Source organism: Streptomyces sp. R33 (assembly GCF_041200175.1).
In the GTDB taxonomy this organism is placed as follows: Bacteria; Actinomycetota; Actinomycetes; order Streptomycetales; family Streptomycetaceae; genus Streptomyces; species Streptomyces katrae_B.
On record NZ_CP165727.1, the window covers coordinates 5,104,436 to 5,124,914 of the forward strand.

Annotated in this window: 19 protein-coding genes; 7 read left to right on the forward strand and 12 right to left on the reverse strand. The window is 71.1% G+C overall.

Features of this window, described 5'->3' with window-relative positions:
* Positions 1–5 precede the first annotated feature (5 nt).
* A complete protein-coding gene (locus AB5J51_RS23480) occupies positions 6–2,093 on the forward strand; it encodes a SpoIIE family protein phosphatase (RefSeq protein ID WP_053786985.1) in 2,088 nt (695 codons plus the stop codon).
* Positions 2,094–2,181: 88 nt separating this feature from the next.
* The gene (locus AB5J51_RS23485; RefSeq protein ID WP_053786986.1) at positions 2,182–2,379 is read left to right on the forward strand and encodes a hypothetical protein; all 198 of its coding nucleotides are present in this window, start codon (positions 2,182–2,184) and stop codon (positions 2,377–2,379) included.
* 32 nt (positions 2,380–2,411) lie between these two features.
* Here the strand turns inward: AB5J51_RS23485 and AB5J51_RS23490 are convergent, their stop codons facing one another.
* Positions 2,412–2,852: a DUF6299 family protein gene (locus AB5J51_RS23490; protein ID WP_136225593.1), complete on the reverse strand. Its 441-nt coding sequence runs from the start codon at positions 2,850–2,852 to the stop codon at positions 2,412–2,414.
* 164 nt (positions 2,853–3,016) lie between these two features.
* Between AB5J51_RS23490 and AB5J51_RS23495 the strand changes: the two genes are divergently transcribed.
* The gene (locus AB5J51_RS23495) at positions 3,017–3,625 is read left to right on the forward strand and encodes a DUF4352 domain-containing protein (protein ID WP_053786988.1); all 609 of its coding nucleotides are present in this window, start codon (positions 3,017–3,019) and stop codon (positions 3,623–3,625) included.
* A 56-nt stretch (positions 3,626–3,681) separates the two neighbouring features.
* The gene (locus AB5J51_RS23500; RefSeq protein ID WP_053786989.1) at positions 3,682–4,173 is read left to right on the forward strand and encodes a DUF5949 family protein; all 492 of its coding nucleotides are present in this window, start codon (positions 3,682–3,684) and stop codon (positions 4,171–4,173) included.
* A gap of 88 nt (positions 4,174–4,261) precedes the next feature.
* Here AB5J51_RS23500 and AB5J51_RS23505 read toward each other — a convergent pair whose 3' ends face one another.
* Both AB5J51_RS23505 and AB5J51_RS23510 read right to left on the reverse strand, forming a co-directional pair.
* A complete protein-coding gene (locus AB5J51_RS23505; RefSeq protein ID WP_369780296.1) occupies positions 4,262–5,488 on the reverse strand; it encodes a cytochrome P450 in 1,227 nt (408 codons plus the stop codon).
* 113 nt (positions 5,489–5,601) lie between these two features.
* Positions 5,602–6,756 (reverse strand): low temperature requirement protein A, encoded by a 1,155-nt coding sequence (locus AB5J51_RS23510; protein ID WP_053786991.1) that lies wholly within the window; start codon positions 6,754–6,756, stop codon positions 5,602–5,604.
* A gap of 194 nt (positions 6,757–6,950) precedes the next feature.
* On the opposite strand from AB5J51_RS23510, the gene AB5J51_RS23515 reads away from it, so the two are divergent.
* Positions 6,951–7,172 carry a hypothetical protein gene (locus AB5J51_RS23515; protein ID WP_053786992.1) on the forward strand — a complete coding sequence of 74 codons (222 nt, stop codon included), beginning with the start codon at positions 6,951–6,953 and terminating at the stop codon, positions 7,170–7,172.
* Between the two features lie 4 nt (positions 7,173–7,176).
* Here AB5J51_RS23515 and mscL read toward each other — a convergent pair whose 3' ends face one another.
* From mscL to AB5J51_RS23555, 8 genes are all read right to left on the reverse strand, one after another.
* Positions 7,177–7,728 (reverse strand): large conductance mechanosensitive channel protein MscL, encoded by a 552-nt coding sequence (gene mscL / locus AB5J51_RS23520; protein ID WP_369778580.1) that lies wholly within the window; start codon positions 7,726–7,728, stop codon positions 7,177–7,179.
* A gap of 123 nt (positions 7,729–7,851) precedes the next feature.
* A complete protein-coding gene (locus tag AB5J51_RS23525) occupies positions 7,852–8,388 on the reverse strand; it encodes a hypothetical protein (RefSeq protein WP_166663160.1) in 537 nt (178 codons plus the stop codon).
* A 210-nt stretch (positions 8,389–8,598) separates the two neighbouring features.
* Positions 8,599–9,156: a carboxymuconolactone decarboxylase family protein gene (locus AB5J51_RS23530; RefSeq protein ID WP_136225589.1), complete on the reverse strand. Its 558-nt coding sequence runs from the start codon at positions 9,154–9,156 to the stop codon at positions 8,599–8,601.
* A 509-nt stretch (positions 9,157–9,665) separates the two neighbouring features.
* On the reverse strand, positions 9,666–10,991 hold the full coding sequence (locus AB5J51_RS23535) for a hypothetical protein (RefSeq protein ID WP_369778581.1): 1,326 nt from the start codon (positions 10,989–10,991) through the stop codon (positions 9,666–9,668).
* A gap of 278 nt (positions 10,992–11,269) precedes the next feature.
* Positions 11,270–12,103 (reverse strand): S-methyl-5'-thioadenosine phosphorylase, encoded by an 834-nt coding sequence (locus AB5J51_RS23540; protein WP_053786995.1) that lies wholly within the window; start codon positions 12,101–12,103, stop codon positions 11,270–11,272.
* A gap of 84 nt (positions 12,104–12,187) precedes the next feature.
* Positions 12,188–12,484: an FmdB family zinc ribbon protein gene (locus AB5J51_RS23545; RefSeq protein WP_078613644.1), complete on the reverse strand. Its 297-nt coding sequence runs from the start codon at positions 12,482–12,484 to the stop codon at positions 12,188–12,190.
* A gap of 67 nt (positions 12,485–12,551) precedes the next feature.
* Positions 12,552–13,889 (reverse strand): MFS transporter, encoded by a 1,338-nt coding sequence (locus AB5J51_RS23550; RefSeq protein WP_369778582.1) that lies wholly within the window; start codon positions 13,887–13,889, stop codon positions 12,552–12,554.
* 400 nt (positions 13,890–14,289) lie between these two features.
* Entirely contained in the window at positions 14,290–15,837 is a 1,548-nt protein-coding gene (locus AB5J51_RS23555; protein ID WP_369780297.1) for a potassium/proton antiporter, read from the reverse strand.
* 200 nt (positions 15,838–16,037) lie between these two features.
* Between AB5J51_RS23555 and AB5J51_RS23560 the strand changes: the two genes are divergently transcribed.
* Positions 16,038–18,875 (forward strand): penicillin acylase family protein, encoded by a 2,838-nt coding sequence (locus AB5J51_RS23560; protein ID WP_369778583.1) that lies wholly within the window; start codon positions 16,038–16,040, stop codon positions 18,873–18,875.
* On the opposite strand, the gene AB5J51_RS23565 is transcribed toward AB5J51_RS23560, so the two are convergent.
* Positions 18,865–19,479, reverse strand: coding sequence for a 5-formyltetrahydrofolate cyclo-ligase (locus AB5J51_RS23565; protein WP_053786999.1), 615 nt, complete (start codon positions 19,477–19,479; stop codon positions 18,865–18,867). The two genes, AB5J51_RS23560 and AB5J51_RS23565, sit on opposite strands and share 11 nt — an antisense overlap.
* Before the next feature lie 96 nt (positions 19,480–19,575).
* On the opposite strand from AB5J51_RS23565, the gene galU reads away from it, so the two are divergent.
* On the forward strand, positions 19,576–20,478 hold the full coding sequence (gene galU / locus AB5J51_RS23570) for a UTP--glucose-1-phosphate uridylyltransferase GalU (protein WP_053787000.1): 903 nt from the start codon (positions 19,576–19,578) through the stop codon (positions 20,476–20,478).
* Position 20,479: the final 1 nt, after the last annotated feature.

Sequence of the window (20,479 nt, forward strand, 5' to 3'; positions counted from 1 at the left end):
GTCTCGTGGCAGCGGCGGAGCGCGACAGATCCGAGCAGGGCCGGCGGGACCCTGCGACCGGGCCCGGGGAGCGGCTCGCGCTCAACGGCATGGGCAGCTTCGAGTGGGACCTGGACACCGGGACGCTGTTGCTGGACGAGGCCGGGCTCGTGGTCTTCGACCTCGAGCGGGAGGAGTTCGGCGACACCCCGGAGGGGCTGGGGCTGCGGATCCCCGCCGACGACGGTGCACGGCTGGCGGAGTCCACGCAGGCCGCCCTGGACGGCGGCGCCGAGACGTACGGGGCGTACTTCACGGTGCAGCGGCGCGACGGCGTCGACCAGTGGACGCACACGCAGGGGCGGATCCTGCGGGACGCCGGCGGGCGGCCCCTGCGGATCGTCGGGATCGTGCGGGACGCGACCGCCGAGCTCGCGCACGCCACCATCCTGCGGAAGCTGGAGTCCGCGCGGGCCCAGCAGGCCACGATCGTGCAGCGGACGACGGAGGCCCTGTCGCGGGCGGTGACCGTCGACGACGTCACGGCCACGCTGACCGGGGCCGGAGCCCTGGAGCGGCTCGGCGCGGACGGGCTGGCCCTGGGGCTGGTCGAGAACGGCGCCATCAAGATCATCGCGCTGAGCGGGGAGTCGCTGGAGATCCTCAGCGAGCGCAAGTTCACTCGGCTGGACGGCTCGCTGCCGCTGTCGCAGGCGGTGCTCACCCGCAAGGCGCGCTTCGTCACCTCCCTCGCCGAGCTGGCGGGCGAGTTCCCGCTGCTCGCGGACTACCTGCGCCGGATCCGCTTCGATGCCGCCGCCTATCTGCCGCTGATCGCACAGGCCAAGGCCATCGGCGGGCTCGTGCTGTTCTACCGGCGGCGCAGCGATTTCAGCCCGGAGGAGCGCAACCTGTGCCTGGGCCTGGCCGGCATCGTGGCGCAGTCCCTCCAGCGTGCGCTCCTGTTCGACCAGGAGCGGGAGTTCGCGACCGGCCTGCAGGCCTCCATGCTCCCGCGCCGGATCCCGGAGATCAGCGGCGGCGAGATCGCGGTGCGCTACCACTCCGCGTGGAGCGGGCGGGAGGTCGGTGGTGACTGGTACGACGTGATCGCGCTGCCCCGCGACCGGGTCGGCATCGTCGTGGGCGACGTACAGGGCCACGACACGCACGCCGCGGCGATCATGGGCCAGCTGCGGATCGCGCTGCGCGCGTACGCAGGGGAGGGGCATGCTCCGTCGACCGTGCTGGCCCGGGCCTCGCGCTTCCTGGCCGAGCTCGACACCGAGCGCTTCGCGACCTGCATGTACGCACAGGTGGACCTGGAGACCGGCGGCGTACGGGCGGTCCGCGCGGGCCATCTCGGGCCGCTGATCCGGCACACCGACGGGCGTACGGGCTGGCCCAACGTACGCGGCGGGCTGCCGCTCGGCCTGGCCTCGGTCTTCGAGCAGGAGGACTTCCCCGAGACCCGGCTCGACCTGGTCCCCGGGGAGACGCTGGTGCTGTGCACCGACGGCCTGGTGGAGGAGCCCGGTACGGCCATCACCCAGGGCATGGAGGCCCTGGCGCACGCCGTGCGCAGCGGGCCGCAGGAGGCGGGGGCGCTCGCCGACCACCTCTCGGACCGGCTCTGGGAGCGATGGGGCTCCGGCGACGACGTGGCCCTGCTGGTGCTGCGCCGGGCCCCCGACCCGGGCACCCACCGGGCCCCGCGGATCCACCAGTACATCCACCAGGCGGACCCGGAGGGGCTCTCGGAAGCCCGCTACGCCCTGCGCCAGGCGCTGCGCGACTGGGGCATGCCGGAGCTCGCCGACGACGTGGAACTGGCGGCCGGGGAGCTGCTGGTCAACGCCCTGCTGCACACGGACGGCGGGGCGGTGCTGACCATGGAGGTGCTGCCGGAGCCGGTCCGGCGGATCCGGCTGTGGGTGAAGGACCGTTCCAGCGTCTGGCCGCGCCGGCGCACCCCGGGCGAGGCCGCCACCACCGGGCGCGGACTGCTGCTGGTGGACGCGCTGGCCACGCACTGGGGAGTGGAGTCCCGGGGTGACGGCAAGGCCGTGTGGTGCGAGTTCGACGTCGCGGGCAGCGTCCGGAGCATGGGGTGATCCGGGGGCGCGGGTGACCGGATGGTCACGCCGAGTTGTGGAGCATCGGGGGTGGAGTGATGATGCGGTCCATGGAACGGACGACCGCATGGACACGGATCCTGCCGTGCACCGGCTGAACAAGCGGCCGGGCAAGGGCGCCACGACCGCTCTGCTCGCGCTGCTCCTGCTGGCCGTCGGGGTTCCGACGGCCGTGCACCGCACGGCGGGGCGCCCCCCTTCCGATACCGGCTGCCGGACCGTCGCGTTCATGTCGATGACCGGCGTGGCGCCCGCCTGCCGGTAGCGGCGGCTACCGGCTGCGGCCCGGTGCGTGCGTCAGTGGTGCTTCTCCTCCAGCCGGATCTCCCGCTCCGTCTTCGCCAGGTGGGACACGCGCAAGGTGAACCCGGAGTGCAGGCTCGCGGACTGGAGCCTGGCCTCCGCGCCGGCCGCACCCGGGTGCAGGTGCACCAGGTCCAGCGGGGCCGACGCGGACCAGTCGTGCTCGTACCCGTCGCAGACGGCCTCCTCGCCGCCGAAGCCCAGGCGGGTTCCGTCCTGCACGAGGGTGACCTGGATCTGCACTCCACGGGGTGACGAGGGCCGGCACGTGTAGGTCCCGAAAAGGGTGACGCGGCCGCCGTGGGAGAGGTGACCGAATTCCTGTACGGAAATCTCATCGCCGTGGCTCCGGGCGCCGGCGGGAGTGGTGAATACGGTGGCCGCGGCCAGCGCGGAAAGCGCCGTGACGGCCAGTCGGCGGGTGGAAACTCGCATGAATCCTCCATGGGGGGTGGGTCGGCACAAAAGCGCCGAAACGCATTGTGCTGGCAGATGGCGGGCAACTCCTTCCGCACGCCCGTGTCGGTGTGTGCAATTGCCCGCTCGGGCGCGTGAGACTGACCGGAATACGTCCCCGAAGGTCCCCGAAGGGATCACGCATGCGCCAGTCCGCTTCCGTCCTCGCCGCCGCTCTCCTGCCCCTCCTGCTGTTCGGTGCCACGGCCTGTTCCGGCGCCCCCGAGGGGGCCGCGCTCGCCCCGGCCGCGGCGCCCGCCGTCCCGGTGGACGACGGCGTGCCGGGCGCCGAGGAGGATCCGGCGGCCGCGGCCCCGGGGGCGGGCCAGGCCGCCGCGAGGGATGCCCATGTGGGTGACTCCGTACGGGTGCACGGCCGCCAGGTGGGCCGGCACCTGCAGGCCGTGCTCACCGCGTACGTCGACCCCGCGGTCAGCGTGGAGAAGAACTACGCGCCGCCCGCGGGCAAGCGCTGGGTGGCCGCCTCGATGTCGTTCGTCAACGTCGGCGGGGCCTCGTACGGGGCCCTCGGGCGCATGTGGGCGTACGACAGCGCGGGGGGTCGCCACCCGGTGGTGCCGACCGGTGAACTGACCACCGGCAAACCGCTCGTCTTCGATTCCCTCGCCGTGGGTGAGCAGGCCGATGGATGGGTGGTGTTCGAAATCCCGGAAAAGGCGCGCATTGTGCGGCTCCAGTACCAGGACGCGAACATGCAGGCGAATTCCGGAGAGGGATTCTGGGCCGTCTAGCCCGCCCGGGTGAAAGGCCTGAAAGGGCCGCGGGAGAGACCACTAGGGTGCGGCGCATGACTTCAACTCAAGCCGAAATCGACCGGTCCCAGCTCGGCACCCTTTCCGTGCTCGCCTGGATCGGCGACCCCTCCGAGGGTCACGACATCCCGTACCTGCTCGCCTATACCCTCGGCGACGGACCGCAGGGGCGGGAGGCCGGCGAGAAGGCCGCCCGCGGGCTGCTGGAGGAGATCGGCCTGCCCATCGGCGACGTGGTCATGGACGGCACCCGCAACCCGGCCGCCTTCCCGGTGCAGATCATGCTGGTGGACAACCAGGTCGCGCTGACGCTGCCCGGGCTGAACGCGACCTGCACCGCCCCGGCCGAGTGGGTCGCCGCGGCGAACGAGAGCGGCCAGGCCTACTTCCTGTTCGCCACGCGTGCCTGGCCCGAGGCCGTCCCGGGGGAGCCGGTCGCGCCGGAGACCCTCCAGGAGTTCGCGGGGGACGAGGCCGTGCTCACGGGCAGCGCCCACTGCGTGCTCGCGGTCCGGCGCCTGCAGTAGCGGGCCCCGGGGGCCGAGCCCCTGCTCCGGCCGCCGGGCTCCCAGCCTGCCCGGTGGCCGGTACCCCGTTCCGGGGCCCACCTCGGCCCTACGGGCGTTCGAAGGCGAAGCGGAGCGAGCGGACGCGGTTGTCGAAGTTCGAGCCCGCCAGGTCCGGCAGCCCCACCGCACGCAGCCCCACCGGCCGGGTCAGCAGTTCGCGGAACAGGGCCTTCATCTCCACCCGGGCCAGGTGCGCGCCCAGGCAGAAGTGCGGGCCGCCGCCGCCGAAGCCCAGGTGCGGATTGGGCGAGCGGGTGATGTCGAAGGCGTCGGGGTCGGGGAAGACGGCCTCGTCGCGGTTGGCGGACGCGTAGTACAGCACCACCTTGTCGCCGGGCCGGAACAGGTGTCCGCCCAGGGTGTGTTCGGCGGCCACGGTCCGGCGGAACTGGATGATCGGCGTCGAGTGCCGGATCATCTCGTCCACCGCGCCGTCCGCGTACGCCTCGAAGTCCCCGAGCAGCAAGTCGCGTTGGTCGGGGTGATCGGTCAGCAGCGTCAGCCCGTGGGTGATCGCGTTGCGCGTGGTCTCCACCCCGGCCACCATCAGCAGCGAGAAGAACGCCCCCAGCTGGCGGGCGTTCAGCGCCTGCCCGTCCACGTCCGCTGTGACCAGGGCGGAGATCAGGTCGTCGGTGGGGTTCTTGCGCCGCTCCCGCCCGATGCCCGCGACCATCCGCTGCATCTTGGCCAGGGCCCGCAGTCCGCGGCCGGGCATCCGCAGCCGCGAGGCCAGGCCCCGCTCGACGCCGATGTTCTCCGAGGCGTGGTTGACGCGGTCGGCGATCTCGGCGCGGTAGCGCTCCGGGATGCCCATCATGTTGCAGATGACCTCGAGCGGCAGCCGGGAGGACACGGCCGAGACGAACTCGTCGGGCCCGTCCTCCAGTACGTCGTCCACGATCCGGGCCGCCACCGAGTGGATGTCCTGCTCGGCCGCCGCCAGCAGCCGCGGCGTGAACGCCCGCTGCACGATCTTGCGCAGCTGCGCGTGGTCGGCGCCGTCCAGGTTGACCATCGAGTCCCCGAACAGCGCCCGCACCCACCGGGCCGGCTCGGGGGTGGTCACCCCGGGCGCGCTGGCGAACACCTTCGGGAGCCGGCTCGCCTCCTGCACGTCCGCGTGGCGCACGAGGGCCCAGTGCCCGCGGCCCTTCCCCTCGGGCACGTAGACCGGGGACTCCAGCGCCCGCAGCCGGGCGAACGCCGCGAGCCGCGCGGCAGGGGGCTGCTGCCAGAACGCAGGGTCGGCGAGCTCCCCGTACTCCGCCATCGCCGTGCCCGAGCCCGTGTCCGCGTACCCCTGTACCGGGACCTTCATCGTTTCTTCTTCCTGTCGGCCGGCGCGTTCGCCGGGGCCGCCGCGGCCGTCGCCGCCCGCCGTCCTCACGCACCAGAACGCTCGCGGTGCACCAAGGTCACGCCCACCGCGACGGTGGCCGCGGCGACCAGCCCGGCCCACAGCACCGCCTGCGCGCCGGTCCACGCACACGCGAGGATCATCAGCGCCGAGACGGGCAGCACCAGTTGCTGGGCCGTACCGCGTTTGAAGTGGCGGGAGTGCAGCAGCCAGACGAAGGCGAAGAACAGGGCCGCCGGGATGCACACCGAGAGGTTGGCGGCGAGCGTCGAGATGTGGGCCTTGCCGACCGCGTGCTCGATCGCCACCTCGATGCCGGCCCCGATGGCCGCGGCCGACGCGAAGATGACGAAGTGCCCGTATCCCCAGGGGATGGCCTGGCGGTTGCTCTGCAGCCGGTCGTGCGCGGGGACGGCGAAGTAGATCCACCAGGCGGCGAAGACCAGCAGCAGCCCGCCCGCCGCGATCGGCAGCAGCTCGCCCAGCGCCTCGTGCTCGTCGATCGCCGACTGGACCGCGACCGTGCTGGCGGCGATGGTCTCGCCGAGCACGATGATGGTGAACAGGCCGTACCGCTCGGCGATGTGGTGCGGATGCCACTGGGTCTGGTAGCTGCGCTCGGCCAGGACCGGAACGAGCAGTTCCATCATCACGAGCACCAGGAAGAGCCATCTGCGGGAGTGCTCGGGGACCGCGAGCAGCGCCACCCAGCCCGCCTGGAGGATCACCAGCCCGATCGCGTACGTGAGGGCGGTGCGCCGGGCCGGGCCCCGCTCCCCGGCGGCGGCGCGCAGCCACTGCGCGGTGAGCGCGAGACGCATCACCACGTAGCCGAGGACGGAGACGGTCCAGTCGTTGTCGTTGAAGGCGCGAGGGATCCCGGCCGAGTAGACGAGCACGCCGGCGATCTGCACCAGGGTCGCGATCCGGTACGGCACGTCGTCGACGTCGTAGGCGGAGGCGAACCAGGTGAAGTTCATCCAGGCCCACCACACGCCGAAGAACACGAAGAGATAGCCGGTGATGCCGGCGGCGACGTGGTCCTCGGCGAGTGCGTGGACCAGCTGCCGGCCGGCCTGCGCCACCGCGACCACGAAGCAGAGGTCGAAGAACAGCTCCAGCGGGGTAGCGGCCCGGTGGCCCTCGTCCCGGCTGCGGGAGGTCATCGGTACGTACGTCATACCGCCAGGACACCAGCCGTACGCCGGCCGGCAGGCGAGGCGCGCGGCCGGCGGGGCCGGGAACCCCTGACCTACGCACGGCGGGCCGACCTGTGCACTGCGGGCGAGAGCCGGGGCGCGGCCTGGGGCGGGCCCCGGAGCCCGGCCGGCTCCGGGGGCGCAGCACCGGCCCGGGGCGGCCGTACCCTGGAGACATGAGCACCGCCCCCGCCTCCGACCCGCAGTCCTCGCAGCCCGACCCCCGGCCCGAGGCCGCGCCCGCGGTGAAGCCCAGGCCCCGGCTCGTCTTCGACGACCCGCTGGACCAGCAGTCCGCGGACGACACCGACCGCGGATGGGGCGAGCGGCCGCCCTCCGGCGGGAGCGCCGCCGACCTGGCCCGCTTCCTCGACGAGAAGCCGCCGCACCACCTCTGACCTGCTAGTACCCCGAGCCCGGGTGGCCGTACTGGCCGTACTGGCCGCTCTGGCCGCCGTACCCGCCCTGACCGTCCTGACCGCGCTGGCCCCCGTGGCCGTTCAGGCTGCGCTGGGCGATCAGCTCGTCCCGGATCTCCTTGAGGACCACCAGCTCGGTGATCTCCATGGTCTCCTGGACACCCTCCCTGGCCCGACGGCGCTGCTCGATCTTGGCGAGGTACTTCGACATCGGCAGCACCATCAGGAAGTAGACGACGGCGGCCGTGATCAGGAAGGTCAGCGCGGCGTTCAGCACCGATCCCCAGAGGATGTTGACGCCGATGGCGTCCCCCTTCGCGTCGATGCCGCAGGGGCCTTTCAGGCAGGACGTGTAGCCGTCCAGGCTCTTCGTGCCGACGGCGCCCACCAGCGGGCTGATGATCCCCTTCACCACCGAGTTCACGATGTTCGTGAACGCGGCGCCGATGACGACCGCCACCGCCAGGTCGACCACGTTGCCGCGCATCAGGAAGGCCTTGAAGCCTGCCAGGACGCTCTCCTTCTTCTCGCTCACCACTGAGCCTCTCTTCGAATCCGCCGAACATGGAGCCAACGGTTCCGAAAGCTACGGCAGTCCGGGCCCGGCGTGTCCAATCGGGGCCCGTCTTGTGGTGACTTGACTGCACTCCCGTCCGGTTCAGCACAACGTCACCGCCAGCCGTGCCACTGCGCCCGCCCCCACGAGAGCCCGCGCGGTGTCCCGGGGGACCGACAGGACCACCAGTGCCCCGCCGTCCCCAACGCCCTTTTCCGGCTCGGGTACTTCGACGACCCGGGCCCCCGCCGCGACCACCCGCGGCGGGCCGGCTCGCTCCGCCGCGACCACGTCCACCCGGTCCCCGGACCGCAGCAGCCGCACCGTCGCCGCGTCCGCGATGCGCACCGGCGCCGATACCCAGCGCACTGCCGCGGGCGGCGGTTTCACCTCCGGCGGCGCGGCGCCCCGTGAAGCCTGCGCCTCCGTCCCGCCCACCACCGCCAGGGCGGCCGCCAGGACGGCCAGCCCGGCCGAAGCGGCCCGCCGCCGGCGCCGTACGGCGCGGCGCAGCCGGTCCCCGCCCCGGCCGACGCGAAGCGGGGGGAAGGACGGTACCGGGCGGGCAGGGGGACACGGAGAGGGAGTGGGCAGGGAGGAGGGGGACGAAGGGGCAGAGACGCACGAGGTCTTGGACATGACGGCCACCACCAGTGGGCTGAGTTCCGGTGCCCGGGCCCATCACCCGGACACCCCTCACGATCCGCCGCCCCGCCGGATCCCGCTCGCGCCTGTGGACGATCCCCAGCCTGTGGACAACGCCGTCACCCACAGGAGTGAGCGTCTCGGCCGGCGAAGTCGAGGGCGACGATCGTCCTGCCGTCGTTGATCACCCCGCCTTCGTGCGGTTCACGGCCGGGGCGGGATCTCGCAGGCCTCCGAGAAGCCCTGGCTGGTCAGGCCGAAGGCCCGGTTGACCCGCGAGCGCCAGTTCTCCAGGGCGACCATCGCGGTGAGTTCGACGAACGCCGCCTCGCCCAGGCGCGCGATCAGCTCCGCGGCCAGCTCGTCCGTGACCGTCGGCTCGGTCTCGGTCATCGCCTCGGCGTACTCCATGACCAGCAGCTCCAGCTCCGTGTACGTCCCGCGCTCCTCCCGCCACCGCGGCACCTGCTCGATCTTGCGCGCCGGCAGTCCCCGCTCCAACCCCTCCCAGTAGCCGAAGTCCATGCACCACGAGCAGTTGATCCGGGCCGCCGCCGCCATCACCGCGAGGTGCTTGAGCCCGGCGTCGAGGGCGTGCCACTTCGCCGCCTGCTGCTCGAGGCGTACGTACGTGAACAGCACGCGCGAGTTGTGTCCGTACGCCTGGCCGGGGTCGAGCACCTTGCCGTACTTGCGGCGCGAGTACCACGCGCCGATGCGCATGAGGAGGGTGCGGGGCGGGGTGAGCGAGATGCGCGGCATGGTGGTCGCCTCCTGGATCGGACGATCGGTCCCGTTGGTCCTTCACCAGCCGAGACCGGACGGCCCTCCGGAATGTGACAGCCCGCCTCGGATTTCTCCGGGAATCCTCGCGGTGGCGAACTGCACCACCGCGGCGCGGAGTTTTCGAGGAAACCGCGCAGGTCGTCCGCGAACGGGTCGAAGCCGCCCTCCCCCGGAGGCCGCCCGCGAACGGTGCACGCTGCCGTTCGTCCCGTACCGCTCGGTGTCGGTCACGGTCACTACCCCCACCTCTCCCCAGGTCTGATCGCCTGCTTCTTCCTCCAGGGCTTCGCCTGGCAGATGCCGGCGATCCCACCGGCTACCAGTTCTTCACCGACCTCGGCCTCTGAGGTCCTGCGCCGCCGCCCCCGGCCAGCGGGACGCGCGAAGGCCCCGCCTGCAACCCAACCGCAGGCGGGGCCTTCGTCATGCCGTGCTCGCGGACCGGGCCCCGGCCGCCGGGGGCTGCGGACCGGCGCGCGGGGCCGTCAGGGAGCGGCGACGTACACGACCTGGCTCACGGCGTTCTCGAACTGCGGCGCGCCGGTGTAGGTCGCACGCCAGTAACCCGCCCCTGCCTGCGGGGCGGTGGTGGAGAAGGCGTAGCCCTCACCGTTCCACCTGGCGTCCGGCACGGTGGCAACGGTGGTCCAGCCGCCCTTGCCGGTGGCGGAGTACTGGATGTTCACCGGGATCGTGCCCGGCGTCGAGTTGCCTTCGAACGCCATGCTGCCGCCGACCTCCACGGTCGCGGCATCGGAGCGGGTCGCGGTGAGGGACCGGAACGCGGCGGGCTGCACGACCATGATGTCGACGCTCGCCCGGGCGTCGGCCAGGAACAGGTCGTCGCTGTGCCAGCCGACCGCGATCGAGGAGTTGCTCCAGAGCGGCTGGGTCGCCGGGAAGAGCGCGTTGCCGCCGGCGTCCGTGGTGCGCTGGACGAAGTCGCCGAAGGAGTTGGAGCCCATCGTCTTGCCGGCCAGCGGCTGCCAGCCGGTGGGCGAGTTCCAGAGCAGGGTGGCGCTGGTCGAGTTCACCGTGCCCTTGAACGGGACCTTCCGCTCGCTCGGGGTCTCGACGATCTTGGTGGCGGTCTTCTTCACCGTGATCGGGAAGGTCTTCGAGGAGGACTGGTTGTAGAAGACGTGGTTCGGGTCGTACTGGAAGGCCGCCTCGATGCGGTTCTGGTATTGGTCGGTGACCGGGAGCGTGGCGGAGAAGCTGCCGTCGGCCGCGGTCGTCACCTCCGCGTACTCCATGTACGAGTTGACCGCCACGGTCAGCCCGCCCATCGGGGTGATGGCGCCGGAACCCGGCCACTGGCCCATCAGGTGACCGCTGATGGTGACGCTGCGGTGCTGGTAGTCGACCGTGGTGCGGTCGACCTTCGTGTCCTTCATGTTCGTCTGCACGGCGTAGTAGAAATAGCCCACGCCGGCGGCGGAAAGCGTGTCGCCGCCCTCGTCGGAGGCCGACACGTCGATGCGGTAGCTGCCCAGGTCCGGCAACTGGATGCGCCCGCGGTTCTTCCACGTACCGTTCTCGGCGGTGCCGGAGGTCAGATCGAAGTTCCCCACCGTGGCCACGGTCTGCTGGGTTTCCATCGAGTACAGGCTGACGTTGACGTTCTTGACGGCGCTCGGCGCGGTCAAGGACAGGACGATCTTGCCGTTGTTGGTCCAGTCGTTGTGAGCTTCCTGGACCGTGATGCCGGTGACTCCGCTGTCCGCGTGTGCGGCCGTGGTGCCGCCCAGTACGAGACTCCCGGCGGCCAGCGCTGCGGCACAGGCCAGCAGGGCACGACGAGTTGCCATTGTTCCCCCCTTGTACACCACTGTGTCGCCGACTGGCGATCAGCAGACGGACGCTACCAGCCCCCCCGCCCCGTCCTCCAACGGGATATGCGGGACGTGGCGGGCCCGCGGTCACGACCCCGCAGGGCCGGCGCGGCGCCGGTGCCCGGGCGCTGGGAGGGCTTCGGGTGGCTCAGGCGGGTACGGCTCCGGCCCGCCACCCGCTACGACGTGGGCAGACCGTCCGGCGCCCCGAGGGCATCATCGAACGCGACCGGATCAGACCATGAAGAACAAGTTCAGGGGAGTTCGATGCCCAGGTCCCAGCCGTCGTGCGCGTGGGTGCACAGGCAGGCGCGGGACTCCGTCGGCGGGAGCGCCGCCACCGCGTCGAAGAGGACCTCGCGCAGGCGGCCGACGTTCTCGCCGAAGACCTTCAGGACCTCCGTGTGGGACACGCCCTCACCCGTCTCCGCGCCCGCGTCCAGGTCGGTGACCAGCGCCATCGACGTGTAGCAGAGCCCCAGCTCGCGCGCGAGGACCGCCTCCGGGTGGCCCGTCATGCCGACGACCGACCAGCCCATCGCCGCATGCCACTTCGACTCGGCGCGGGTCGAGAACCGCGGGCCCTCGATCACGACCATCGTGCCGCCGTCCACCGCCTCCCACGCCCGGCCCCGCGCCGCCGCCAGCGCCACCGAGCGGCCCACCGGGCAGTACGGGTCGGCGAACGTGGTGTGCACGACGTTCGGCACCGTGCCGTCGGGCAGCGGCTCGCCGTCGAAGAAGGTCTGCGCCCGGGACTTCGTACGGTCGACCAGCTGGTCGGGGACGAGCAGCGTGCCCGGACCGTACTCGGGGCGCAGCCCGCCGACCGCGCACGGGCCGAGCACCTGGCGCACGCCCGCCGAACGCAGCGCCCACAGGTTGGCCCGGTAGTTGATCTTGTGGGGCGGGACCTTGTGGCTGCGGCCGTGGCGCGGGAGGAAGGCGATCTGCCGCCCGGCCAGCTCGCCGAAGAAGAGGGAGTCGCTCGGGGGCCCGTACGGGGTGTCCACCTCGACCTCGGAGACGTCCTCCAGGAAGGAGTAGAAGCCCGAACCGCCGATGACACCGATCTCTGCGTTAGCCATGCCGCCACCCTAACCGGGCATGCACAAGGCCCCGCCGCCCGGAAGGGGCGACGGGGCCTTGCGAAGAACGGGCGAGATCAGAGATCAGGCAGCCGACGTGGAGCTGCTGCTCGAGCTCGACGTCGAAGACGTGCTGGACGTCGACGAAGCGGCGGGGGCGGCAGGCGTCGACGGCTTCGAGGCAGGGGTGCTGCTCGACGAAGCGCCACGGCTGTCGTTCCGGTAGAAACCGGATCCCTTGAAGACGATGCCGACCGCGGAGAACACCTTCTTCAGGCGTCCGTGGCAGTTCGGGCACTCGGTCAGTGCGTCATCGGTGAACTTCTGCACGGCCTCAAGGCCCTCACCGCACTCGGTGCACTGGTACTGGTAGGTCGGCACGAATTTCCTCCTGGCACTCTGACTCGATGAGTGCTAACGACGTTCCATGGTGACGTATTCCGGCCGATCAGTCCACCGTCACCGGCACGCGGTGACCGACACCACGCTCGTTCACCCGCGGAGCCGGGGCCTGCTCGGCCGCGACGGAGGCCGCCGGACCCGTGGACGAGTTGATGATCCGGCTCGGGGCCTTCGGGGCCAGCCTCGACCGCAGCGCGAGCAGGGTCGCCAGCGCCAGCACGGTGCCCGCCATGGGCACCAGGAAGCCGTACGAGGACCCGTGCGCGTCCGTCAGGCGGCCGGCCAGGGTCACGGCGGTGGCCTGACCGAAGGCGACCGCACCGGTCAGCCAGGTGAAGGCCTCGGTCCGGGCGTTCGCCGGGATCAGCGACTCGATCATCGTGTAGCCGGTGATCAGGGCCGGGGCGATGCACAGGCCGACGACCAGGCCGAGCGCGCCCAGCAGGATCATCGAGTGGGCGGTCCACAGGACCGAGGCGGCCACGGTCAGGCCGGCGTAGCCGAGCAGCAGCCGGCGGCGGGGGCCGATCTTCCAGGCGATGGCGCCGCAGGCGATGCCCGCGGTCATGTTGCCGGCCGCGAAGATGCCGTACAGCAGGCCGTTGGCGCCCGGGTTGCCGATCTCGTTCGAGAAGGCGGCCAGCGACACCTGCATGCCGCCGAAGACGGCGCCGATGCCGAGGAAGGCCGCGATCAGGACGCGCAGGCCGGGGAAGGACAGCGCGGAGGCGTGCTTCTCGCCGCCGGCCGCGGGGGCGTGCAGCTTCGGCTGCGTGGCGCGCTGGGCGGCGAAGACCAGACCGCCGGCCAGCGTCAGCGCGGCCTCGGTGATCAGACCGGCGGCCGGGTGGACGCCGGTGCACAGGGCGGTCGCCAGCACCGGGCCGACGACGAAGGTGAACTCGTCGGTGACGGACTCGAACGCGGCGGCCGTCGGCAGCAGCGGGGAGCCCTCGAGCTTGGCGGCCCAGCGGGCCCGGACCATCGGCCCGACCTGCGGGACGGAGGCGCCGGCCGGGACGGCGGCCAGCGCCAGCGCCCAGACGGGAGCGCCCAGCAGCGCCAGCGCCACGAGGGTGCTGACGGCGGCGGAATGCATGAGGACGACGGGGACCAGCACGGCGCTCTGGCCGCGGCGGTCGGTGAGCTTGCCCATCACCGGGGCGGACAGCGCCATCGAGATGCCGGTGACGGCGGCGACGATGCCGGCGCTGCCGTAGGAACCGGTGGTGTGCTGCACGAGCAGCAGGATGCTGATGGTCAGCATGCCGAACGGGAGCCGGGCGGCGAATCCCGGGAGAACGAAGCCGATGGCGCCGGGCGTGCGCAGGAGCTGCCCGTAACCGGGGCGTGCGGACTTGTCGGTCGTGACCGCGGATGTCACGGCCTGGCCTTTCCGCTGCCTGGTAGAGCGTCCCCGTCTGCGGACGGTGTGCCGCTTCGTGAGCGACCGCACCCGTACATGTGGGAGCCCCGAGAGCTGTCCTCTTGCGCAGAACCGAGTGATACCTGGGCGCCCACTGCGGGAGGGTGCCACGGCCGCTTTGCGGTCGCGCCAGCTCTGCGTCAGGCAGAGTTGGTTCGATGTGGTGTGCCTTTATCGTACAGGTAGTACTCGCGTAGCGTCCTGTGATTCCCGTGACAGAATGTGTCTTCACCTGCGATTAACTGGAAGTTCGCCTTCCGCGGGGCTTCAAAACAGGGTGAAACGACTCGCAAACCCCCGAAAACATAGAATTAGAACGACGCTCTAACTCTCTGTTCAAGTCCGGGACGGCCCGCGCTCAAGCCCCGTTCGAGCCCGTCCCGAGCCATCCGGCCAGCTTGCCGCCCCGGGCCACCGCCCGCAGCCGGGCCTCTGCCGCGTCCCGTACCGGATCCGTGGCCACCACCAGCAGCTCGTCCCCGCGCCGCAGCACGGTCGACGGCAGCGGTACGAAGCTCTTCGCGTCCCGCACCACCAGCGTCACCGACGCCCCCGGCGGCAGCCGCAGCTCGCTCACCTCGACGCCGTGCATCCGCGAGGCGTCGGGGATGGAGAAGGACAGCAGGTGCCCGCGCAGCTTCTCCAGTGGCGCCGACTCGATCCCCAGGTCGGCCGCGCTCTCGTCGCCGGCGCCGAGCTCCAGCTTGCGCGCGAGCCACGGCAGGGTCGGGCCCTGGACCAGGGTGTAGACGACGACCAGGACGAAGACGATGTTGAAGACGCGGTCGCTGCCCTCGATCCCGGTCACCATCGGGATGGTCGCCAGGATGATGGGCACGGCGCCGCGCAGCCCCGCCCACGACATCAGGGCCTGCTCCTGCCAGGGCAGCCGGAACGGCAGCAGGCTGACGAAGACCTCCAGCGGCCGCGCCACCATCGTCAGGACCAGCCCGATGACCACGGCGGGCCAGAAGTCCTGGGCCAGCTCGTGCGGTGTGACCAGCAGGCCGAGCAGGACGAACATGCCGATCTGGGCGATCCAGCCGAGTCCGTCCGCGAACCCCCGGGTCGCCGGCCAGTGCGGGAGCTTCGCGTTCCCGAGCACCATGGCCGCGAGGTAGACGGCGAGGAAGCCGGAGCCGTGCGCCATCGCGCCGGCCGCGTACGCCGTCACGGCGATCGCCATCACGGCGATCGGGTAGAGGCCGGAGGCGGGCAGTGCCACGTGCCGCAGGCCGTACGCCCCCATGAACCCCACCGACAAGCCGATCGCGACGCCGATGGCCAGCTCGAGGGCGATCTTGCCGAGCAGGACGTACCACTGGTCCACCGGGCCGACGGTCGCGAAGGCGACGACCAGGATGACGACGGGGGCGTCGTTGAAGCCCGACTCGGCCTCCAGTACACCCGTGATCCGCGCGGGCAGCGGCACCTTGCGCAGGACGGAGAAGACGGCGGCCGCGTCGGTCGAGGAGACGACCGCGCCGATCAGCAGGGCCTGGCGCCAGTCCAGTCCGACCAGGTAATGGGCGCCGGCCGCGGTGACACCGACGCTGATCGCGACGCCGACCAGGGACAGGACGATCGCGGCGGGCAGGGCGGGCTTGATCTGTTTCCACTTGGTGCCCAGACCACCCTCGGCGAGGATCACGACGAGCGCGGCGTAACCGATGACCTGGGTCAGTTCGGCGTTGTCGAAGACGACGTTGCCGATGCCGTCCTGGCCTATCGTGATGCCTATGCCGAGGTAGATGAGCAGGCTGGGGAGGCCGCTGCGTGAAGAGATGCGTACCGCCGCGACGGCGACGAGCAGCACGAGCGAGCAGACCAGCAGAAGCTCATTGAGCGTGTGGACGGTCAGCGGGCGGCCCTTTCCCTCAAGGCACCAGGTGGAACGTTCCTCCAGGCGACAAGTCCGGCAAGATCGGCAGGTACTTCGTTACCTTACCTAATATTTGACGCGCCCTTTACGCGATAACCACATTGTGAAACGCCTCTCGGGCCCTGTCCTCGTCACCTCGACCCCTGGCGGATCAACGCACCCGGTCCTGCGCCTATGGTTGCTCCCAGCACTCCCAGGACCACCCTGCCCCTCTAAGGACAGCGATGCCCGCCAACGAAACCGCCCCTTCCGTCAAGAAGAAGGGACGACGCGCCCGTCTGATCGTGCTCGTGCTGGTCCTGGCGCTCCTCGCGGGCTTCGGATACGGGACGTACTGGAGCATGGACAACGTCCGCGCCTCGTTCCCCCAGGCCACCGGCACCCTCAAGGTGCCCGGCCTGACCGGGACCGTGGAGGTCAAACGCGACTCGCACGGAATTCCCCAGCTCTACGCCGACAACGACGACGACCTCTTCCGCGCGCAGGGCTTCGTCCACGCCCAGGACCGCTTCTGGGAGATGGACGTCCGCCGCCACATGACCTCCGGCCGGCTCTCCGAGATGTTCGGGTCCGGCCAGGTCGAGACCGACGCCTTCCTGCGCACGCTCGGCTGGCGCCAGGTCGCGCAGGCGGAGTACGACACGAAGCTCTCGGCCGAGACGAAGAAGTACCTGCAGGCCTACGCCGACGGGGTCAACGCGTACCTGAAGGGGAAGTCCGGCAAGGACCTCTCCGTCGAGCACTCCGCCCTCAAGCTCAGCGACGACTACGAGCCCGAGCAGTGGACCCCGGTGGACTCGGTGGCCTGGCTCAAGGCGATGGCGTGGGACCTGCGCGGCAACATGCAGGACGAGATCGACCGCGCGCTGATGTCCAACAAGCTCACGCAGGCGCAGATCGACGAGCTCTACCCGCCGTACCCCTTCGACCGGAACAAGGCGATCGTCGACGGCGGCAAGATCGACGGCGGGAAGTACGCCCCCCAGGGCGGCGCGGCCGCCGGCTCCACGGGGACGGGCTCCGGCTCGGGCGCGGGTACCGGCTCCGGCTCCCAGGCCTCGACGGCCTCCGCCCCCGGCGCCTCCGGCACGAGCGGCCTCGCCGACAACGCGAGCGCCCAGGGTGCGACCGCGGGCCTGCGCACCTCCCTCACCTCGCTCGCGGCCACCCTGGACAAGATCCCCGCGATCCTCGGCCCCAACGGCAGCGGCATCGGCTCGAACTCCTGGGTCGTCTCCGGCAAGTACACGACCACCGGAAAGCCGCTGCTCGCGAACGACCCGCACCTGTCCCCGCAGCTGCCCTCGGTCTGGTACCAGATGGGCCTGCACTGCCGTGCGGTCTCGAACCAGTGCAAGTACGACGTCGCCGGCTACACCTTCTCCGGCATGCCCGGCGTGGTCATCGGCCACAACGCCGACATCGCCTGGGGCATGACCAATCTCGGCGCCGACGTCACCGACCTCTACCTCGAGCAGGTCAAGCCCGAGGGCTACGTCTACGACAACAGGGTGGTCCCCTTCACGACCCGTGAAGAGGTCATCAAGATCGCGGGCGGCGCCAGCAAGAAGATCACCGTCCGCACCACCAACAACGGCCCGCTGATCTCCGACCGCAGCGACGAGCTCGGCACGGTCGGCAGCCGCGCCCCCGTCTCCAGCTCGGCCCCCGACCGCGGCAACGGCTACGCCGTCGCCCTGCGCTGGACCGCCCTGGACGCGGGCAAGTCGATGGACGCGGTCTTCGGCATCGACCGGGCCAAGGACTTCGCGGGCTTCCGCGCCGCCGCCCGCGACTTCGAGGTGCCGTCCCAGAACCTGATCTACGCCGACACGAAGGGCAACATCGGCTACCAGGCCCCGGGCCGCATCCCGATGCGCGGTGCCGGCGACGGCCGCATGCCGGCCCCCGGCTGGGACTCCAAGTACGCCTGGAAGGGTGGCAAGGACGGCAACGCGGGCTACATCCCGCAGGACGAGATGCCGTACGACTACAACCCGGCGCGCGGCTACATCGTCACCGCGAACCAGGCCGTCGTGGAGAGCGGGACCGGCGCGGGCAAGTACCCGTACGTCCTGACCACCGACTGGGGCTACGGCGCGCGCAGCCAGCGGATCAACGACCTCATCGAGGCGAAGATCAAGGACAACGGCAAGATCTCCACCGACGACATGCGCACCATGCAGATGGACAACAGCAGCGAGATCGCCGCGCTGCTCACCCCGATGCTGGCCAAGATCGACGTCTCGGACCCCGACGTGCGCTCGGCGCAGAAGCTGCTGGAGGGCTGGAACTACACGCAGGAGCCCGACTCGGCGGCCGCCGCGTACTTCAACGCGGTCTGGCGCAACATCCTCAAGCTGTCCTTCGGCGACAAGATGCCGAAGGAGCTGCGGATCGAGGGCAGCTGCATGAACGTCCAGGAGGAGAGCAGCGGTCCGGTCGACGACCTGGCCAAGACGGTCCGCGAGTGCGGTACGCGCGACTCCGACTCGGCGCAGCCGGACGGCGGCGACCGCTGGTTCGAGGTGGTCCGGCGCCTGGTCAAGGACGAGAAGTCGGCCTGGTGGCAGACGCCCGCCGCCCGCAACCAGCCGGCGACCGCCACCCGCGACCAGCTGTTCGCACGGGCCATGAAGGACGCCCGCTGGGAGCTGACCGCCAAGCTCGGCAAGGACCAGTCCACCTGGAGCTGGGGCCGCCTGCACCAGCTGACGCTGAAGAACCAGACCATCGGCACCGAGGGCCCCGGCTTCATGCAGTGGCTCCTCAACCGCGGCCCGTGGAACCTGGGCGGCGGCGAGGCCACCGTGAACGCGACCGGCTGGAACGCCTCCAGCGGGTACGGGGTCACCTGGGTCCCGTCGATGCGCATGATCGTGAACCTCAGCGACCTGGACAAGTCCCGCTGGATCAACCTGACCGGCGCCTCGGGCCACGCGTACCACGACAACTACTACGACCAGACGGACATGTGGGCCAAGGGCGAGCTGCTGGACTGGTCCTTCGGCAAGGAGGCCGTGGACAAGGCGACCGCGGAGACGCTGACGCTCAAGCCGTGAATCTGATCACCCCCGACGGGGTGGCCACCGCCTGAACGGGGTGGTCGTGCGGTTCCTCCGGGACCCGCGCGACCACCTCTTCGTCGTAGAGGAGCACGACCAGCGCGGGGTGCGCCCCAGCGTGCGCCAGGCGCGCCAGCACCCGGTCGTACGAGCCCCCGCCGCGCCCGAGGCGCATCCCGCGGCCGTCCACGGCCAGTCCGGGCAGCAGGACGGCGTCGGCGCCGCTGACCGCGTCCGGCCCGAGCCGGGGCCCGGCCGGCTCCAGCAGCCGCATCTTGCCGGGGTGGGCGGCCTCGGCGAGGCCGCCCGGGCCCTCGTACACCGCCCAGTCGAGGTCGTTGTCGGGCAGCAGGACGGGCAGCAGCACCCGCTTGCCGGCCGCGCGCAGGGCGTCGAGCAGATCGCGGGTGCCGGGTTCGGCGCCGACGGAGACGTACGCGGCCACGGTGTGCGCATCGGCCAGTTCGGGCAGTTCAAGAGCGGAGCGGGAGAGTGCGAGGGCCGACGTACGCAGGAATGCGGGGGACAAGGCACGGCGGGCGGCGAGGAGTTCTCGGCGCAGCCCGGCCTTTTCGGACGGGTTCGGCGGGTTCCATACCACAGCTGACTCTGATTTCCTTTCAAATCGGGGCGAAGTTGGAATTATTTACCGGAATCAAGCCCGGAGCGGTCTGTTCGACCCACTATCGTTCTGCCCATGAATCAGTTGCACCCTGTGATCAAGAAGGCCGTGATCCCGGCCGCAGGTCTCGGCACCCGCTTCCTTCCGGCGACGAAGGCGACGCCCAAGGAAATGCTCCCCGTCGTGGACAAGCCGGCCATCCAGTACGTCGTCGAGGAGGCCGTCTCGGCCGGCCTGGACGATGTCCTCATGATCACGGGGCGTAACAAGCGCGCCCTCGAGGACCATTTCGACCGCAACTACGAGCTGGAATCGGCCCTCATCGCCAAGGGCGACGACGACCGGCTCAAGAAGGTCCAGGAGTCCAGCGACCTGGCCACCATGCACTACGTCCGCCAGGGCGACCCGCGCGGCCTCGGCCACGCCGTCCTGTGCGCCGAGCCGCACGTCGGCGACGAGCCCTTCGCCGTCCTCCTCGGCGACGACCTGATCGACCCGCGCGACCCGCTGCTGCGCCAGATGACCGACGTCCACGCCCGTACCGGGGGCACCGTCATCGCCCTCATGGAGGTCGACCCGGCCAACGTCCACCTCTACGGCTGCGCCGCCGTCGAGGCCACGGACGAGGAGGACGTCGTCCGGATCACCGGTCTCGTCGAGAAGCCGGACCCGGCCGACGCGCCCAGCAATTACGCGGTCATCGGACGCTATGTCCTCAACCCCGCGATCTTCGACATACTGCGGGAGACCGAGCCGGGCCGCGGCGGGGAGATCCAGCTCACCGACGGCCTGCAGAAGCTTGCCGCCGACGAGACCGTGGGCGGCCCGGTGCACGGCGTGGTCTTCCGGGGCCGCCGCTACGACACCGGAGACCGCGGGGACTACCTGCGGGCCATCGTCCGCCTCGCGTGCGAGCGTGAGGACCTGGGCCCGGAGTTCCGCACCTGGCTTCACCGTTACGTCACGGAGGAGATGTAGC

Excerpts from the sequence above, each read along its gene's own strand:
- AB5J51_RS23485 (WP_053786986.1), top strand. The coding sequence starts at position 2,182 with ATGGACACGGATCCTGCCGTGCACCGGCTGAACAAGCGGCCGGGCAAG.
- AB5J51_RS23490 (WP_136225593.1), bottom strand. The coding sequence starts at position 2,852 with ATGCGAGTTTCCACCCGCCGACTGGCCGTCACGGCGCTTTCCGCGCTG.
- AB5J51_RS23540 (WP_053786995.1), bottom strand. The coding sequence starts at position 12,103 with ATGGCTAACGCAGAGATCGGTGTCATCGGCGGTTCGGGCTTCTACTCC.
- galU (WP_053787000.1), top strand. The coding sequence starts at position 19,576 with ATGAATCAGTTGCACCCTGTGATCAAGAAGGCCGTGATCCCGGCCGCA.
- AB5J51_RS23515 (WP_053786992.1), top strand. The coding sequence starts at position 6,951 with ATGAGCACCGCCCCCGCCTCCGACCCGCAGTCCTCGCAGCCCGACCCC.
- AB5J51_RS23500 (WP_053786989.1), top strand. The coding sequence starts at position 3,682 with ATGACTTCAACTCAAGCCGAAATCGACCGGTCCCAGCTCGGCACCCTT.
- AB5J51_RS23510 (WP_053786991.1), bottom strand. The coding sequence starts at position 6,756 with ATGACGTACGTACCGATGACCTCCCGCAGCCGGGACGAGGGCCACCGG.
- AB5J51_RS23495 (WP_053786988.1), top strand. The coding sequence starts at position 3,017 with ATGCGCCAGTCCGCTTCCGTCCTCGCCGCCGCTCTCCTGCCCCTCCTG.
- AB5J51_RS23560 (WP_369778583.1), top strand. The coding sequence starts at position 16,038 with ATGCCCGCCAACGAAACCGCCCCTTCCGTCAAGAAGAAGGGACGACGC.
- AB5J51_RS23530 (WP_136225589.1), bottom strand. The coding sequence starts at position 9,156 with ATGCCGCGCATCTCGCTCACCCCGCCCCGCACCCTCCTCATGCGCATC.
- AB5J51_RS23525 (WP_166663160.1), bottom strand. The coding sequence starts at position 8,388 with ATGTCCAAGACCTCGTGCGTCTCTGCCCCTTCGTCCCCCTCCTCCCTG.
- AB5J51_RS23535 (WP_369778581.1), bottom strand. The coding sequence starts at position 10,991 with ATGGCAACTCGTCGTGCCCTGCTGGCCTGTGCCGCAGCGCTGGCCGCC.
- AB5J51_RS23505 (WP_369780296.1), bottom strand. The coding sequence starts at position 5,488 with ATGGCGGAGTACGGGGAGCTCGCCGACCCTGCGTTCTGGCAGCAGCCC.